This is a genomic window from Lysobacter enzymogenes, from assembly GCF_900106525.1.
GTDB lineage: Bacteria > Pseudomonadota > Gammaproteobacteria > Xanthomonadales > Xanthomonadaceae > Lysobacter > Lysobacter enzymogenes.
The window spans coordinates 129,390-144,335 of sequence record NZ_FNOG01000006.1; the positions used below are offsets into that span (position 1 = coordinate 129,390).

12 protein-coding genes are annotated in these 14,946 nt (G+C 70.8%); 10 read left to right on the forward strand and 2 right to left on the reverse strand.

From position 1 onward, the window contains the following. The first annotated feature begins 325 nt into the window (after nucleotides 1–325). The 3 genes from guaB (at nucleotide 326) to BLU84_RS16015 (ending at nucleotide 4,229) form a co-directional block, all read left to right on the forward strand. Nucleotides 326–1,783 carry an IMP dehydrogenase gene (gene guaB, locus BLU84_RS16005; RefSeq protein WP_074869428.1) on the forward strand — a complete coding sequence of 486 codons (1,458 nt, stop codon included), beginning with the start codon at nucleotides 326–328 and terminating at the stop codon, nucleotides 1,781–1,783. Between the two features lie 114 nt (nucleotides 1,784–1,897). Beyond that, nucleotides 1,898–3,466, forward strand: a complete 1,569-nt coding sequence (guaA, locus tag BLU84_RS16010; protein ID WP_074869431.1) for a glutamine-hydrolyzing GMP synthase — start codon at nucleotides 1,898–1,900, stop codon at nucleotides 3,464–3,466. A 148-nt stretch (nucleotides 3,467–3,614) separates the two neighbouring features. After that, nucleotides 3,615–4,229 (forward strand): helix-turn-helix domain-containing protein, encoded by a 615-nt coding sequence (locus BLU84_RS16015; RefSeq protein ID WP_074869434.1) that lies wholly within the window; start codon nucleotides 3,615–3,617, stop codon nucleotides 4,227–4,229. Nucleotides 4,230–4,382: 153 nt separating this feature from the next. Here BLU84_RS16015 and BLU84_RS16020 read toward each other — a convergent pair whose 3' ends face one another. Beyond that, entirely contained in the window at nucleotides 4,383–5,990 is a 1,608-nt protein-coding gene (locus BLU84_RS16020; RefSeq protein ID WP_074869437.1) for a GMC family oxidoreductase, read from the reverse strand. Between the two features lie 146 nt (nucleotides 5,991–6,136). On the opposite strand from BLU84_RS16020, the gene BLU84_RS16025 reads away from it, so the two are divergent. The 6 genes from BLU84_RS16025 to BLU84_RS16050 all read left to right on the forward strand — a co-directional run bounded on the left by BLU84_RS16025 (nucleotide 6,137) and on the right by BLU84_RS16050 (nucleotide 13,564). Beyond that, the gene (locus BLU84_RS16025) at nucleotides 6,137–7,528 is read left to right on the forward strand and encodes a glutamine synthetase family protein (RefSeq protein WP_074869441.1); all 1,392 of its coding nucleotides are present in this window, start codon (nucleotides 6,137–6,139) and stop codon (nucleotides 7,526–7,528) included. A gap of 8 nt (nucleotides 7,529–7,536) precedes the next feature. Then, nucleotides 7,537–8,925, forward strand: coding sequence for an aldehyde dehydrogenase family protein (locus tag BLU84_RS16030; protein WP_074869444.1), 1,389 nt, complete (start codon nucleotides 7,537–7,539; stop codon nucleotides 8,923–8,925). Next, a complete protein-coding gene (locus BLU84_RS16035; RefSeq protein ID WP_074869447.1) occupies nucleotides 8,922–9,689 on the forward strand; it encodes an N-formylglutamate amidohydrolase in 768 nt (255 codons plus the stop codon). The genes BLU84_RS16030 and BLU84_RS16035 overlap by 4 nt, the downstream gene beginning before the upstream one ends. Before the next feature lie 68 nt (nucleotides 9,690–9,757). Next, nucleotides 9,758–11,197 carry an APC family permease gene (locus BLU84_RS16040; RefSeq protein ID WP_074869450.1) on the forward strand — a complete coding sequence of 480 codons (1,440 nt, stop codon included), beginning with the start codon at nucleotides 9,758–9,760 and terminating at the stop codon, nucleotides 11,195–11,197. Nucleotides 11,198–11,374: 177 nt separating this feature from the next. Next, nucleotides 11,375–12,154, forward strand: a complete 780-nt coding sequence (locus BLU84_RS16045) for a transporter (RefSeq protein ID WP_170849183.1) — start codon at nucleotides 11,375–11,377, stop codon at nucleotides 12,152–12,154. 1,101 nt (nucleotides 12,155–13,255) lie between these two features. Then, nucleotides 13,256–13,564 (forward strand): hypothetical protein, encoded by a 309-nt coding sequence (locus tag BLU84_RS16050; RefSeq protein WP_139175045.1) that lies wholly within the window; start codon nucleotides 13,256–13,258, stop codon nucleotides 13,562–13,564. Between the two features lie 7 nt (nucleotides 13,565–13,571). Here BLU84_RS16050 and BLU84_RS16055 read toward each other — a convergent pair whose 3' ends face one another. Beyond that, complete coding sequence (locus tag BLU84_RS16055) at nucleotides 13,572–14,282, reverse strand: TetR/AcrR family transcriptional regulator (RefSeq protein WP_083382699.1); 711 nt, start codon at nucleotides 14,280–14,282, stop codon at nucleotides 13,572–13,574. A 128-nt stretch (nucleotides 14,283–14,410) separates the two neighbouring features. Here BLU84_RS16055 and BLU84_RS16060 point away from each other — a divergent pair, with 128 nt between their 5' ends. Beyond that, entirely contained in the window at nucleotides 14,411–14,920 is a 510-nt protein-coding gene (locus BLU84_RS16060; protein WP_074869459.1) for a DUF1993 domain-containing protein, read from the forward strand. Nucleotides 14,921–14,946 lie beyond the last annotated feature (26 nt).

A 14,946-nucleotide genomic window follows, 5' to 3' on the forward strand; every position in this document is an offset into this window, starting at 1 on the left:
CGCCGGAAGTCGAGTCTTCCCTTGGGCTTTCGGGTGTGACCGGCTGAAGTCTCTGGATCCCCGCCTTCGCGGGGATGACAACGGGGGAGGGCGCAGTTGGCTGGAGGGCCGCACCGCAGTTCAGCCGCTTCGGCAGCTGAAGCCGGATTCGGGTCTGTGGCCGCGGGCTTCCCGCCCAGGCCCGCCGCAGCCCGCAACCCCCGCCCGCCAAGCCTTAACGGCCCCCGCGCAACCCACCCGCGGAACGCCCCTTTCCGCCCGCGCGGCGAGCGGAGCGGGGCGCTTTCGGGTTAGAATGGCGCGCTTCATCCTCCCGGGCCCGCCTATGCTGCGCATCCAGGCTGAAGCGCTGACTTACGACGATGTCTCTCTCGTCCCCGCGCATTCGATCGTCCTGCCTAAGGACGTAAACCTCTCCACCCGCCTGACCCGCGACCTGTCGATCCGCCTGCCGATCCTGTCGGCGGCGATGGACACCGTCAGCGAGGCCCGCCTGGCCATCGCCCTGGCTCAGCTCGGCGGCATCAGCATCATCCACAAGAACATGAGCCTGCAGGCCCAGGCCGCCCAGGTCGCCCAGGTCAAGAAGTTCGAGGCCGGCGTGATCAAGGAGCCGTTCACCGTCGGCCCCGAGACCACCATCGGCGAAGTGCTCAAGCTGACCCGCGCGCGCAACATCTCGGGCGTGCCGGTGGTCGACGGCGGCCAGCTGGTCGGCATCGTCACCAGCCGCGACATGCGCTTCGAGAAGAAGCTCGACGATCCGGTCCGCCACATCATGACCAAGCGCGAGCGCCTGATCACGGTGCGCGAAGGCGCCGACGATGAGGAAGTGCTGCAGCTGCTGCACAAGCACCGCATCGAGAAGGTGCTGGTGGTCAACGACGGCTTCGAGCTGCGCGGCCTGATCACGGTCAAGGACATCCAGAAGAAGACCGACAATCCCAACGCCGCCAAGGACAGCGCCGAGCGCCTGCTGGTCGGCGCGGCGGTCGGCGCCGGCGGCGATACCGAAGCGCGGGTCGAAGCGCTCGCCGCGGCCGGCGTGGACGTGATCGTGGTCGACACCGCGCACGGCCATTCGCAGGGCGTGCTGGACCGGGTGAAGTGGGTCAAGACGCGCTTCCCGCAGTTGCAGGTGATCGGCGGCAACATCGTCACCGGCGATGCCGCGCTGGCGCTGATGGACCACGGCGCGGACGCGGTCAAGGTCGGCGTCGGCCCCGGTTCGATCTGCACCACCCGCGTCGTCGCCGGCGTCGGCGTGCCGCAGATCACCGCCGTGGCGATGGTCGCCGAGGCGCTGCAGGACCGCATCCCGCTGATCGCCGACGGCGGCATCCGCTACTCGGGCGACATCGGCAAGGCGCTGGTCGCCGGCGCCTCGTCGGTGATGGTCGGCGGCCTGTTCGCCGGCACCGAGGAAGCCCCGGGCGAGATCGAGCTGTTCCAGGGCCGCAGCTACAAGAGCTACCGCGGCATGGGCAGCCTGGGCGCGATGGAGCAGGGCTCCAAGGACCGCTATTTCCAGGACGCGTCCGACGCCGACAAGCTGGTGCCCGAAGGCATCGAAGGCCGCGTGCCGTATCGCGGCTCGCTCGGCGGCGTGGTCCACCAGCTCGCCGGCGGCCTGCGCGCCACCATGGGCTATGTGGGCTGCGCGACCATCGAGGACATGCGCAAGAAGCCCAGTTTCGTGCGCATCACCAACGCCGGTTCGCGCGAAAGCCACGTGCACGACGTGCAGATCACCAAGGAACCGCCGAACTACCGGGCGGGGTGAAGCCTGGGAACGAGCGAAGAGGAGCGAGGAACCAAGGTCCCGCTCCTCTTCGGCTATTCCGAGGCCGTTTTTGTGTTTCGCGTTGCTCATTCCTCCCCATTCGTTGCTGGTTCCATGACCGACATCCATAGCGACAAAATCCTGATCCTCGATTTCGGCGCGCAGTACACCCAGCTGATCGCCCGCCGCATCCGCGAGCTCGGCGTCTACTGCGAAATCTGGGCCTGGGACCACGATCCGGCCGAGATCGAAGCCTACGGCGCCAAGGGCATCATCCTGTCCGGCGGCCCCGAGTCGACCACGCTGCCGGGCGCGCCGAGCGCGCCGCAGCAAGTGTTCGACGCCGGCCTGCCGATCCTGGGCATCTGCTACGGCATGCAGACCATGGCCGCGCAGCTCGGCGGCGCCACCGAGGCGGCGGACCAGCGCGAATTCGGCCACGCCGAGGTGCAACTGGTCGCGCAGGACCGCTTGTTCGACGGCCTCAAGGACCATCCGGGCTCGCCGCCGCGGCTGGACGTGTGGATGAGCCACGGCGACCACGTGTCCAAGGCGCCGGAAGGTTTCGTCGTCACCGCCAAGACCGACCGCATCCCGGTCGCCGCCTTCGCCGACGACGCGCGCCGCTGGTACGGCGTGCAGTTCCACCCGGAAGTCACCCACACCAAGCAGGGCCAGACCCTGCTGCGCCGCTTCGTGGTCGATATCTGCGGCTGCCAGACGCTGTGGACCGCCGCGCACATCATCGACGACCAGATCGCGCGCGTGCGCGAGCTGGTCGGCAGCGACGAGGTCATCCTCGGCCTGTCCGGCGGCGTGGATTCCTCGGTCGTCGCCGCGCTGCTGCACAAGGCCATCGGCGACCAGCTGACCTGCGTGTTCGTCGACACCGGCCTGCTGCGCTACAACGAAGGCGACCAGGTGATGGCGATGTTCGCCGAGCACATGGGCGTCAAGGTCGTGCGCGTCAACGCCGCCGACCGCTACTTCGACCGGCTCGCCGGCGTCAGCGATCCGGAAGCCAAGCGCAAGATCATCGGCAACCTGTTCGTCGAGATCTTCGACGAGGAATCGCACAAGCTCGGCAATGCCAAGTGGCTGGCGCAGGGCACGATCTATCCCGACGTGATCGAGTCGGCCGGCAGCAAGACCGGCAAGGCCCACGTGATCAAGAGCCATCACAACGTCGGCGGCCTGCCCGAGAACATGAAGCTCGGCCTGGTCGAGCCGCTGCGCGAGCTGTTCAAGGACGAAGTGCGGCGCCTGGGCGTCGAGCTCGGCCTGCCGCGCGAGATGGTCTACCGCCATCCGTTCCCGGGCCCGGGCCTGGGCGTGCGCATCCTCGGCGAGGTCAAGCGCGAATACGCCGACCTGCTGGCCCGCGCCGACCACATCTTCATCGACGAACTGCGCAAGGCCGGCCTGTACGACAAGACCAGCCAGGCCTTCGCGGTGTTCCTGCCGGTCAAGTCGGTCGGCGTGGTCGGCGACGCGCGCGCCTACGAATGGGTGATCGCGCTGCGCGCGGTGGAGACCATCGACTTCATGACCGCGCACTGGGCGCACCTGCCGTACGACTTCCTCGGCACGGTGTCGAACCGGATCATCAACGAGCTGTCCGGCGTGTCGCGGGTGGTGTACGACATCAGCGGCAAGCCGCCGGCGACGATCGAGTGGGAATGAGCCCGCCGGCGTGACCGCGACCGACCGGTAATGCACCAACAGGCCCGCTTTGCGGGCCTGTTCGTTTTCGCGCCCGGCGCGGACGGTGGACGCGCGCGCGGACCTGGCCTAGCCTTGGGCCGTCTTCGCTCAACGTCCGCCATCGCCCATGTCCCTGGGAGAGCAACTCCGCCAAGCCCGGCAGAAAGCGCAGCTGTCGCTGCGCGACCTCAGCGCGCGCGCCGGGATCTCGATCGCCAAGCTGTCGAAGGTGGAGAACGGCCTGGCGACGCTGCGCCACCCCGAGCTGCTGACCCTGGCCGAAGCCCTGGCCGTGCCGGCCACGGCGCTGCTGGCGCCGCCCACGCCCGTGCCCGGCGCCGGCGCGCGGCGGACGCTGACCCGGGCCGATGGCGGGCGCAAGTTCGAGCACAGCCATCGCACCTACGAAATGCTGTGCAGCGAGCTCAGCGGCCAGTCCAACCTGTTCTGGCGGGTGACCGTGCGCGACAAGCCGCCCGGCGGCGAGGACGCGTTCGTGTCGCATCCGGGCGAGGAGTTCGTGTACGTGCTCAAGGGCAAGGTCGCGCTGCACACCGACGCTTACGAGCCGCTGGTGCTGGCCGCGGGCGACAGCGTGCTGTTCGACGCGCAGACCCGTCATGCGTATTTCGCGGTCTCGCGCGAGGCGGTGCTGCTGATGTCCAACACCGTCGGCGAAGAAGGCGCGCGGGTGCAGAACGAAGCGGCGCGCGCCGGGTTGCGGCCCAAGCGCAAGCGCTGAGCCGTCGTCGCGCCGCGTCGCGGCAGCGCGGCTTTGAGTGCGGCGGATCGGCCGTGGCGCGGGGCGTTCGCCGCTTGAATCTCTCCACTCGAATCCCGCCGCTCGACTTTAGCGGCTCGAACTCGGCCGCGTGCAGTAAGCCGTACCGAGACGTCATCCGCCGAGCAGGATCAGCTCTGCCGCCTTCTCGCCGATCATGATCGCCGCGGCGTTGGTGTTGGCGCTGACCAGGGTCGGCATGATCGAGGCGTCGGCCACGCGCAAGCGCTGCACGCCGTGCACGCGCAAGTCCGGGCCGACCACCGCGAGCGCATCCACGCCCATGCGGCAGGTGCCGGCCGGATGGCTGAAGCGCATGCAGTGCTTGCGCAGGAACGCGTCCCACTCGGCGTCGCTGTCGACCTGCGCGCCCGGGCGCAGCTCGCGCTCGACATAGCCGCGCATCGCGCCGGTCGCATACAGCTGCCGCGCCAGCTTCGCGCCTTCGCGCAGCAAGCCGCGGTCGTGCGGATCGGCGAGCATTTCCAGGCGGATTTCCGGCAGCTCCGCCGGATCGGCCGAGCGCAGCCGCAGCGTGCCGCGCGCGCGCGGACGGCAGACATTGACCGCGATCACCACCGCCGGCACCGGCAGCAGCACCGGGCCGTCGCCGGAGGTGTTGTAGCCGATCGGCGTGAACACCAGTTGCAGGTCCGGCCGCTCGACTTGCGGCGCGCTGCGGGCGAAGGCCACGGCGTGGCCGATCGGCGTGGTCCCGGGGCCGCGGCCGCGCAACAGGAAATCCAGACCGTGGCGCAGCACCGACAGCGGGCCGGTCTCGACGTTGTAGGTGCGCATATTGACCTGCGCGGTGATCAGCGCGCCGGGATGTTCCTGCAGGTTCGCGCCGACGCCCGGACTGTCGCGGACCACGTCGATGCCGTGGCGCTCGAGTTGTTCGGCCGGGCCGATGCCCGACAGCATCAGCAGCTTGGGCGAGGCCAGCGCGCCGGCGCAGACGATGACCTCGCCTCGCGCGTGCGCGACCCGGCGCTGTCCGCGATGGCGATAGGCCACGCCGTGCGCGGCGTCGTCGGCGATCAGCAACCGTTCGACCAAGGCGCCGGTGACGATGTCGAGGTTGCGCCGCCCGCGCGCCGGCCGCAGGAACGCGCGCGCGGCGCTGTGGCGCCAGCCGCGCAACTGGGTCGCCTGCAGATAGCCGGCGCCGAACGGATCGCCGCCGTTCAACTCGTCGTTGCGCGGCAGCCCTAGTTCCTCGGCCGCGTGCAGGAAGGCCGCGGCGAGCGGATGCGGACTGCGCAGGTCGGCGACGCTCAGCGGCCCGTCGCCGCCGCGGCCCGGCCCGGCGCCGCGCGAGTTGCGCTCGCTGCGCAGGAAGCACGGCAGCACCTCGTCGAAGCTCCAGCCCGGATTGCCGGCGCGCGCCCAGTCGTCGTAGTCCTCGCGCGAACCGCGCAGGTAAATCATCCCGTTCACCGAACTGCTGCCGCCGAGCACCTTGCCGGCCGGCCAGTCCTCGCTGCGCCCGTCGCGACTGGGATCGGGTTCGGTGCGGTAGGGCCAGGTCACCTTGCCGCTGGACAGCGCCATTTCCTCTCCGGCCGGCACATGGAGATAGGGATAGATGTCGGCCGGCCCGGCTTCGAGCAACAGCACCCGCACCTGCGGATCGGCCGACAGGCGATGGGCGAGCACGCTGCCGGCCGAACCGGCGCCGACCACGATGTAGTCCCACGTGGGGAAGGAAGCCTGGTTCATGCATGGACCTCGCCGGTTGGGCCGCCGTCCGTCGGCTGAGCCGGGGTGCGGCGGCGAGAGGGTTTGACACGCGGATCGCGATGAGCGAAAACTACCACGCGACGTTTCCATATAGAAACATTGTTAATAAAAGGAAACGGTTCCGAATGTCCGACCCCGCCCTCAGTTCGATCGCCACCGTCGAGGACGTCGTGCGCCTGATCCAGGCGCGCCGTCCCGACCACGTCAACGTCGGCTACGGCGACATGCCGGGCCAGCTGCGGGTCAAGTACGTGTCCACCGAGCGCTTCCTCAGCGCGCTGGACAAGGGCATCGGCTTCGCCGGCGCGGCGCTGGCGCTGGATCACGGCGATGTGCAGCGTCCGGCGCAGGGCGTCAGCAGCGGCGACGGGGTGATCTTCGGCGACCGCCTGTGCCGGATCGTGCCCGACAGCGTGCGCGAGATCCCGTGGGAGAGCCCCACGCGCAATCTGCTGTTCCTGGCCGATTTCGAGGAGCCCGAGGGCCCGCTGCAGCCGCGCAACGTCTATCGCCGGGTGCTGGCGCGAGCGCGCGCGCAGGGGCTGCGTGCGTTCCACTCCAGCGAATACGAATTCACCATGTTCGAAGAAACGCCGCGTTCGGTCCGCGAGAAGGACTACCGCGGCCTGCGCCTGGCCACGCTCGACAACTCCTATCACCTGATGCTGCGCCAGGGCGTCGGCAGCGGCTTCTACAACGCGCTGATGGACTGCTGCAAGCGCATGGACATCCCGCTGGAAGGCGTGCACGAGGAAATGGGCGCCGGCTTCATGGAAGCCGCGCTGGCCTACGGCGAGGGCGTGCGCGCCGCCGACGACGCGATGCTGTTCAAGACCGTGGCCAAGATCGTCGCCCAGCGCCACGACAAGCTGATCACCTTCATGGCGCGCTGGTCCAACCAGGCCGACGGGCAGAGCGGCCACATCCACGTTTCGCTGCGCGACGAGCAGGGCGATCCGGTGTTCCACGATCCGAGCGAGCCGCGCGGCATGAGCCGGACGATGCGCCATTTCGTCGGCGGCGTGCAGCGCCTGCTGCCGGAATTCCTGATCCTGTTCGGGCCGACGGTGAATTCGTTCCGCCGCTACCAGCCGTGGATCTTCTCGCCGGTGGCGGCGACCTGGGGTTGGGAGAACCGCACCTGCGCGCTGCGCCTGATCGGCGGTTCGCCGCATTCGCAACGCGTCGAATGCCGGGTGCCGGGCGCCGACGCCAATCCCTACCTGGCCCTGGCTTGCGTGCTCGGCGCCGGGTTGTGGGGCATCGAGCAGGCGATCGAGCCGGGCGAGGAGTCGACCTGGAACGTCTACGAGAACCTCGACAAGGTCGCGCCGCACTACCGCTTCCCGCGCAGCTTCGCCGCGGCGATCGAGCGCTTCGACGCCTCGCGCGCGGCGCGCGAGCTGTTCGGCGACCGCTTCGTCGACGCCTACGTGGAGATGAAGCGCGCCCAGGACGAAGAGTTCGCCGCGCTGGTCACCGACGTGGAACTGCGTCGCTTCTTCGAATTCGCCTGAGGCCGCCGATGGACGCTTTCGAGATCGTTTCTCCGGTCGACGGCCGGTTGCTGTCGGTGGTGCGCTATGCGCGCGAGTCCGAGTCCGAACGCGCGCGGCAACGCGCGCAGGCCGCGCTGCCGCGTTGGCGTGCGCTCGGCCTGGATGCGCGCCTGGCCGCGATCGAGGCCTTGGTCGCGGCGATGGAGGCGCGGCGCGCCGAGTTCGCCGAACAGGTGCTGTGGCAGATCGGCCGGCCGCTGCAGTTCGCCGACGAATTGGGTCGGGTGCGGGCAGGCTGGGAGCGCACGCGCGCGCTGGCGCCGCAGTTGCTCGGCGAACAGATTGTGGACGGCGGCGACGGCATCCGCCGCGCGCTGCGGCGCGAGCCCAAGGGCATCGCGCTGGGCATCTGCGCCTGGAACTACCCGGTGGCGATGGCCGCGCAGATGGCGATCGCGGCGCTGGCCGCGGGCAATGCCTTCGTGCTCAAGCATGCGCCGCAGACCGCGTTGATCGCCGAGCTGATGGCGGAATGCGCGGACGCGGCGGGCCTGCCGGACGGCGTGTTCCAGGTGTTGCACCTGCCGCATGCGATGGTCGAGCGGCTGCTGTCGCAGCGACGCTTCCAGGCGGTGCAGTTCATCGGTTCCGAGCGCGGCGGACGCGCGGTGCTGGCGGCCGCCAGCGCCGGGCTGGTCGCGGCCGGGCTCGAGCTGGGCGGCAAGGACGCGGCGTATGTGCGCGCCGACGCGGATCTGGACTGGGCCGCTGCGCAACTGGTCGAAGGCGCGTACTCCAATTCGGGCCAATCGTGCTGCTCGGTCGAGCGCATCTACGTCGACCGGCGCGTGTATCCGCGCTTCGTCGAGGCCTTCGTCGAGCGCGCACGCGCGTTGCGGCTGGATCATCCGCTGCGCGCGCCGGATCTGGGGCCGGTGGTCAGCGCCGCCGCGGCGCAGCGCATCGCCGGCGAAGTCGCCGCCGCCATCGCCGCCGGCGCGCGCGCCGCGCTGGCCGGACACCGCGCCGGCGAACTCGCCGGGCAGGGCGCCTATCTGTCGCCGGAAGTCCTGCTCGAGGTGAACGCCGACATGGCCATCGAGCGCGAGGAAACCTTCGGCCCGGTGGCGACGCTGACCGCTGTGGACGGCGACGCGCAGGCGCTGGCGGCGATCAACGCCAGCCGCTTCGGCCTGACCGCGTCGGTGTGGACGCGCGAGCCGCAGGCGGCGGCCGGCCTGATCGATGCGATCCAGGCCGGCACCGTGTTCGTCAACCGCTGCGATCACGCCGACCTGCACCTGCCCTGGGGCGGCGCCAAGTGTTCCGGGCTCGGCCGCATCGGCGCCAGCGCGAGCTTCGACGAATGGGTGGAGCTCAAGTCCGTGCACGTGCGCGAAACGGAGGCGAAATGAACACCGATCCGCTTGCGCTCGAACGCGGCGCGGCCTGGCCCGCCGGCGAGGTCTTCAACCCGGATGGGCGCGCGCCGCTGGTGCTGGTGTGCGAACACGCCTCCAACCGCATCCCGCCGGGCTACGCCGACCTGGGCTGCGACGCGCACGACTTGTCGCGCCACATCGCCGTCGATCTCGGCGCGGGCGAACTCGCCCGCGGCCTGGCGCTGCATCTGGATGCGCCGGCGGTGCTGTGCTCGACCAGCCGCCTGTTCGTGGACTGCAACCGCGCGCCGTTCGAATCCGACTGGATCGCGCCGGTGTCGGACGGCAGCGCGATCGCCGGCAACGCCGACCTCAGCGCGGCGCAGCGGCATGCGCGTGCGCAGCTAGTGTTCGAGCCGTTCCATGCGTTGGTCGGCGAGACCGTCGCGGCCAAGCGCCGCGGCGACGGCGACCCGCTGATCGTCGCCGTGCACAGCTACGCGCCGTTCCTCGACGGCCTCGCGCGGCCGCCGGTGGCGGTGATCTGGGACCAACCGACGCCGGCGACGCAAGTCGTCGCGGCCTTGCGCCGCGAAGTGGAACCGGTCGGCGACAACACGCCCTACGACGGCCGCCTCGCACGCGGCTACACCTTCGACCGCCACGCGCGCCCGTTCGGCCTGCGCCGCTTCGCCATCGAAGTGCGCCAGGACTTGCTTGGCGAGGCCGGCGGGGTGGCGACGTGGACGCGGATCGTCGGCGAGGCGATCGCGGCGGCGATGCAAGCGCGGCAGTGATGCGAACCCAATCCGCCGGCCGCGACGCGGCCGGCGCAGCAGGTCCAACCCGGGGAGGGGAGACGAACGTGGACGGCAAAGCGGAAACGGTGGAACTGCGCAAAAACGCGCTGAGCTGGCTGCAGATCGTGTTCTTCGTCATCGCGACCAACGGCCCGCTGATCGGGCTGGTCGGCGCGGTGCCGGTGGCGATCGGCATGGGCAACGGCGTCGGCACCGCCGGCGCGTTCGTGCTGGCCGGCGCGGCGTACCTGCTTTTCAGCGTCGGCTTCGTCGCCATGAGCCGGCACATCGGCAATGCCGGCGCGTTCTATTCCTATGTCACCGCCGGGCTCGGCGGCGGCGCCGGCATCGTCGCCGCGTTCCTGGCGTTGGCGGCGTACTTCGGCATCCAGCTGGCTTGCTTCGCGATGATCGGGTTCTTCCTCGAACAGGCGCAGCAGCAGTGGCTCGGCGCGGGCGCGGCGTGGTGGATCAACGCGCTGGCGGTGGCGGTGCTGGTGCGCGTGTGCGGCTACCGCAACATCGAGTTCAGCGGCCGGGTGCTGGCGGTGCTGATGCTGTGCGAGATCGGCATCGTGTTGTTGTTCGTGGCGGCGGTGCTCGCGCACGGCGGCGGCCCGGAGGGGTTCTCGGCGGCGCCGCTGTTGCCGTCGCAGGTGTTCTCGGCCGGGCTCGGGGTGTCGCTGGTGTTCGTTGCCGGTTCCTATTTCGGCTTCGAGACCACCGCGATCTACGCCGAGGAAGCGCGCGACCCGCGCCGCAGCATCGCCATCGCCACCTACGTGGCGTTGGGCGCGATCACCGTGTTCCTGTCGCTGGCGACCTGGGCGATCACCGTCGCCTACGGCCCGCAGCAAGTGGTCGCGGCGGCGCAGGCCGATCCGGGCAATTTCTGGTTCGCGATGGCGGCCACGCTGACCGCGCCGCCGGTGGCGGCGGCGATGAACGCGCTGGTGATCACCAGTCTGTTCGCGTCGTTGCTGAGCCTGCACAACTCGGTTTCGCGCTATCTGTTCGCGATGGGCCGCGAAGGTGTGCTGTGGCGCTGGCTGGCGCGGGTGCATCCGCGCCAGCGCACGCCGTCGGCGGCCGGCGCGACCCAGTTCGCCGCGTCGATCGCCTGCATCCTGGCCTTCGCCGCGATCGGCGCCGATCCGATGGCGGCGGTGCTGCCGGTGGGCTCGGCGGTGGCCTCGATCTCGATGCTGACGGTGCAGGTGCTGGCCAGCATCGCGGTGCCGTTCTTCTTCCTGTCGCGGCCGCTGCCGCGGCGGCCGTGGACGACGGTGGCCGCGCCGCTGGCCGCGGCGCTGGTGCTGGCCGGGCTGATCGCGCTGATCTGCCAGAGCCTGCCGCTGCTGGCCGGCGGCAACGCGGCGTTCGTCGCGCTGATTCCCGCCTGCGTGATCGCGGTGGCCGCGGCGGCCGTCGTCTATGCGGGGTGGCTGTGGCGCTACCGCGGCGAGTTCTACCGCAACCTCGGGCAGGCGCTCGAGCGCGTCTGAGTCTGCGTCGAACCGCGCCGACGCGTGCGCGCGGAGCCGTGCGGCCCGGGTTCGGCCGTTTGCATCGCAAGGGGAACGATCATGTCCGATCAGGAACGCCGCCGCGCCGGGCGCGGGCGGGCGGGGATGTGCGCTTTGGCGCTGGCGGCGGCATGGCCAGGCGGCGCGGCGTGGGCGATGAGCGCGCCGGATCCCGGCGACATCCAGCCCGCGCCGCCGGGCATGGACGTGCTGCTGCTGTACGGCCAGCACCTGCGCGGCGACCGCGTCTACGCCGACGGCAAGCGCGCGTTCGATGGCCTGGATTTTCGCGCCGACGTGCTCGTCGCGCGCTATGTCCATTTCTTCGCGCTCGCCGGCAAGACCACCACCTTCGAAGTGATCTCGATGGGCAACCGCCAGCGCGACGCGTTCGACCGCGATGGCCTCAGCGGCATGGGCAACCTGGTCGTGGGCACCTCGTGGTGGCCCAAGGCCGACGAGAGCCGCGGCCGCTACCTGACCTTCGCGGCCTATTTGAGCCTGCCGACCTCGCCGCGCGCGGGCGAGGGCCTGATCACCGGCGAGGACCGCTATACGCTGGAGCTGCAGGGCGGCTACATGGCCAAGCTGGCTGAGCGCTGGACCGCGGAATTCATGGGTCAGGCCGAGTTCTACACCCACGACGACAGCAGCCGCGTGCATCGCGACCCGATGTACCGCGCGGTCGCGCATCTGAGCTACAACCCGACGCCGGAGACGCGCTTCGCGCTGAGCGCGCGCCAGAGCTTCGGCGCGCGCGAGAGTTTGCACGGCGAGCGTCTGCTCGGGAGCAAGAACGACACCAACCTCACCCTGACCTGGGCGCAGCAGCTCAACGACAAGGTGCAAGTGCAGTTGCAGTACACCCGCGACCTGTCGGTGCGTGAAGGCCCGCAGATCGACGGCGTGCAAGGACGGCTGGCGCTGGCGTTCTGAGCGGCGCTGGCGGCGACGCCGGTGCGTGCGCGGCGCGCGCCCGCAGCGGCGGGCGAGGGCATTGCAGCCGTGGCAGAAGAAATGCGTGCGCTGGATGCGCGTATTCAGTGCCTGCATCGGTGCGCTTGGCGAACCGCTGCGTGCACGCTGCGGCCCGCGATGGGTTGTGTGACCCGCACCGCGTTACCGCGCCAGGGCTGGGGGTAGGGTTTCGCCTTCGGCCGTGCGCCTGGTTCGCGCGGCAGCGCTCGAACATCGGAAGGTACGCAGTGGCCCGTCACCGACCTGTTGCCTCGCCCACTCGGTCCCGCTGTCGCGGCGGATCGGTTGCGGCGTCGCGCAGCGGCGGCCTGCGCGGTTCCGCGTGCGCTGCCGCGCCGGCACGCCCCGATCGCCTCGTCGGCCGCGCCTCGGTGCGGCCCGGCAAGGCGCCGTCGCGGATGGAACCGCGACCCTGCGCCGAACGGCCGTCGCCGTCGGCGCTTTCGCCGCGCGCCGCCGGATGCGCGCGTACGGCCATCGCCACCGAAGACAGGAGTGCATGATGATGAGGATGTCCCGCGCCAAGCTGTTTTTGACTTGCTGTGCGTTCGCGTTCGGCCTGACCGTCAGTCTGTCCGCGTTCGCGCGGCCGTGCTGCAGCAACTGCGATCCGGATCAGCCGGATTCGCGTTGCTGGGCGATCTGCTCGCCGGACTGCTGAGCCCCGGTTCGCGGCGAAAAGGGAGCGGGCGACCGCTCCCTTTTCGTTTGCGCCGAGCCGGTCTGCGCCTTGGCCTGGCGATCGGCCGGGGCGCGCCGATCCGCTAGATCTGGCGACAAGCCATCGCCGCGCGTCGCTCCGCCCCGCGCCTGGATTCGGGCTCCGGTCCGTACCCGTACCCTGATCCCGATTCGCGCCGATTGCGCGAATTAGGACAATTCCGGGCCGCAATGCCCCGTAGCCTGAGCGCGCTGGAGACGGCCCCGGCGCGCCACGCGCGCCGGCCGACGACGTTGTCCGAATCCGCATGTCGAATGCGCGCGTTCCGGTTCGTCGTCTTCTGGCAAGCCGGCCGAATGCCCCGCCGCCGGCGGTTCGAGCCCGATCAGGAGAAACGCATGGACAGGTACCTGCCGTTGGCCGCGGCGCTGCTGGCGCTGCCGCATTTGTTGTCGATCGCGATCCGCAACGAGCCGGCCGCGGCGGCGGTCGCGCGCACGCCGCGCGCGGTGGCGGCGCAGGTGCAGGCGCCGGCGCTGACCGCGCATTGCGCTGCCAGCGTGCCGCTCGCAGCGCGGCCGCGCCCGGTGCGCGCGCCCGCAACGGCGCAGGCGCCGATGCGGGCCTCGCTGCTGCAAAGCGTGCGTGCGCCGGCGCGCGCCGCCGGCGTCGCGGCGATCGCGCCCGGGACGTATCTGCAGCGCTGAGCCGCGCCTAGGCCGACGGCCACACCCGCAGGGCGGTGCGCAGCACCGCGCGCAACTGCTCCGCGCTGGCGCCGTCGCGGGCCTGGATCGACAGGCCTTGCAACACCGTCGACAGGAACTTGGCCAGCGCCGCCGCGTCCGCGTCGGCGGCCACGTCGCCTTCGCGTTGGCCGCGCTCGATCCGCGCGCGAAAGCCGGCCTCGATGCCGGCGCGGTGCGCGCCCAGCACCTCGCGCAACTGCGCGGCGGCGGCGCCGAGGCCGCCGGTCTCGGCCGCCACCAGCATGCAGCCCGAGCGGTCAGGACAGGCGGCGAAATCGCCGGCGAGCGCGTCGAACAGGCGCGCGAACGCCTCGCGCGCGCTCAGGCCGGGCGCGGCCAGCGCGGCGCCGCGCTCGCTGCGGAACCGCTCCAGGTAGCGCTGCAGCGCGGCGCGGAACAGGTCGTCCTTGCTGCCGAACGCGGCGTACAGACTCGGCGCGGCGACGCCGATGGCGGCGGTCAGCTCGCTCATCGAGGTGGCTTCGAAACCGCGCTGCCAGAACATGCGCATCGCCGTTTCCAGCGCCTGCTCGCGGTCGAAGCCGCGCGGCCGGCCGCGCGGGCGGCGCGGTGCGGGTGTGTCGCTCGCGGGCGCCGCGCAAGCCGCGTCGTCGCCGCCGGCAGCGGGCGCAGGCGAGCCGCCGAAGCGCTCCGAATTCGCAACACCGAATTTCATAGCGATCGATAGTAAATTCGTTGACCCGTGCCGGGCAAGCGCTCAGACTCAGCCGGCCCGCGTAGCACGCGGGCGTTCCCAGCGTCGTTTCCCCGCCACGCTTCACGCCAGGAAAACCAGGAAACCCCATGAGCCTTTCGCTCTACGACATCTCCGTGCCCGCGTTCCAGCGCGGCCTCGACGTGCTCTCGCACCTGCTCGAGCAGGGCGTCGCCCACGCCCAGGCGCAGGGCCAGGATCCCGCGCAGTTGCTGACCGGCCGGCTGGCGCCGGACATGTACACCCTGATCGGCCAGGTCCAGTCGGCCAGCGACGCGGCCAAGTTCGGCGCCGCGCGCCTGGCCGGGATCGCGCCGCCGAGTTTCGCCGACACCGAGACCACGCTGGAAGAACTGCGCGAGCGCATCGCCAAGACCCAGGCGTTCCTGAGCACGGTGACCCCGCAGAGCATGGACGGCCAGGAAGAGCGCGAGATCGTGATCCGCCCCGGCGGCCGCGAACTCACCTTCGTCGCCCGCGACTACATCCGCGGCTTCGTGCTGCCGAACTTCTATTTCCACCTCACCACCGCCTACGGGATCCTGCGCCACCTGGGCGTGCCGCTGGGCAAGATGGATTACCTGCGCGGCGCGGCCTGAGCCCGCGTACGGCGCGCCGCAGTCGC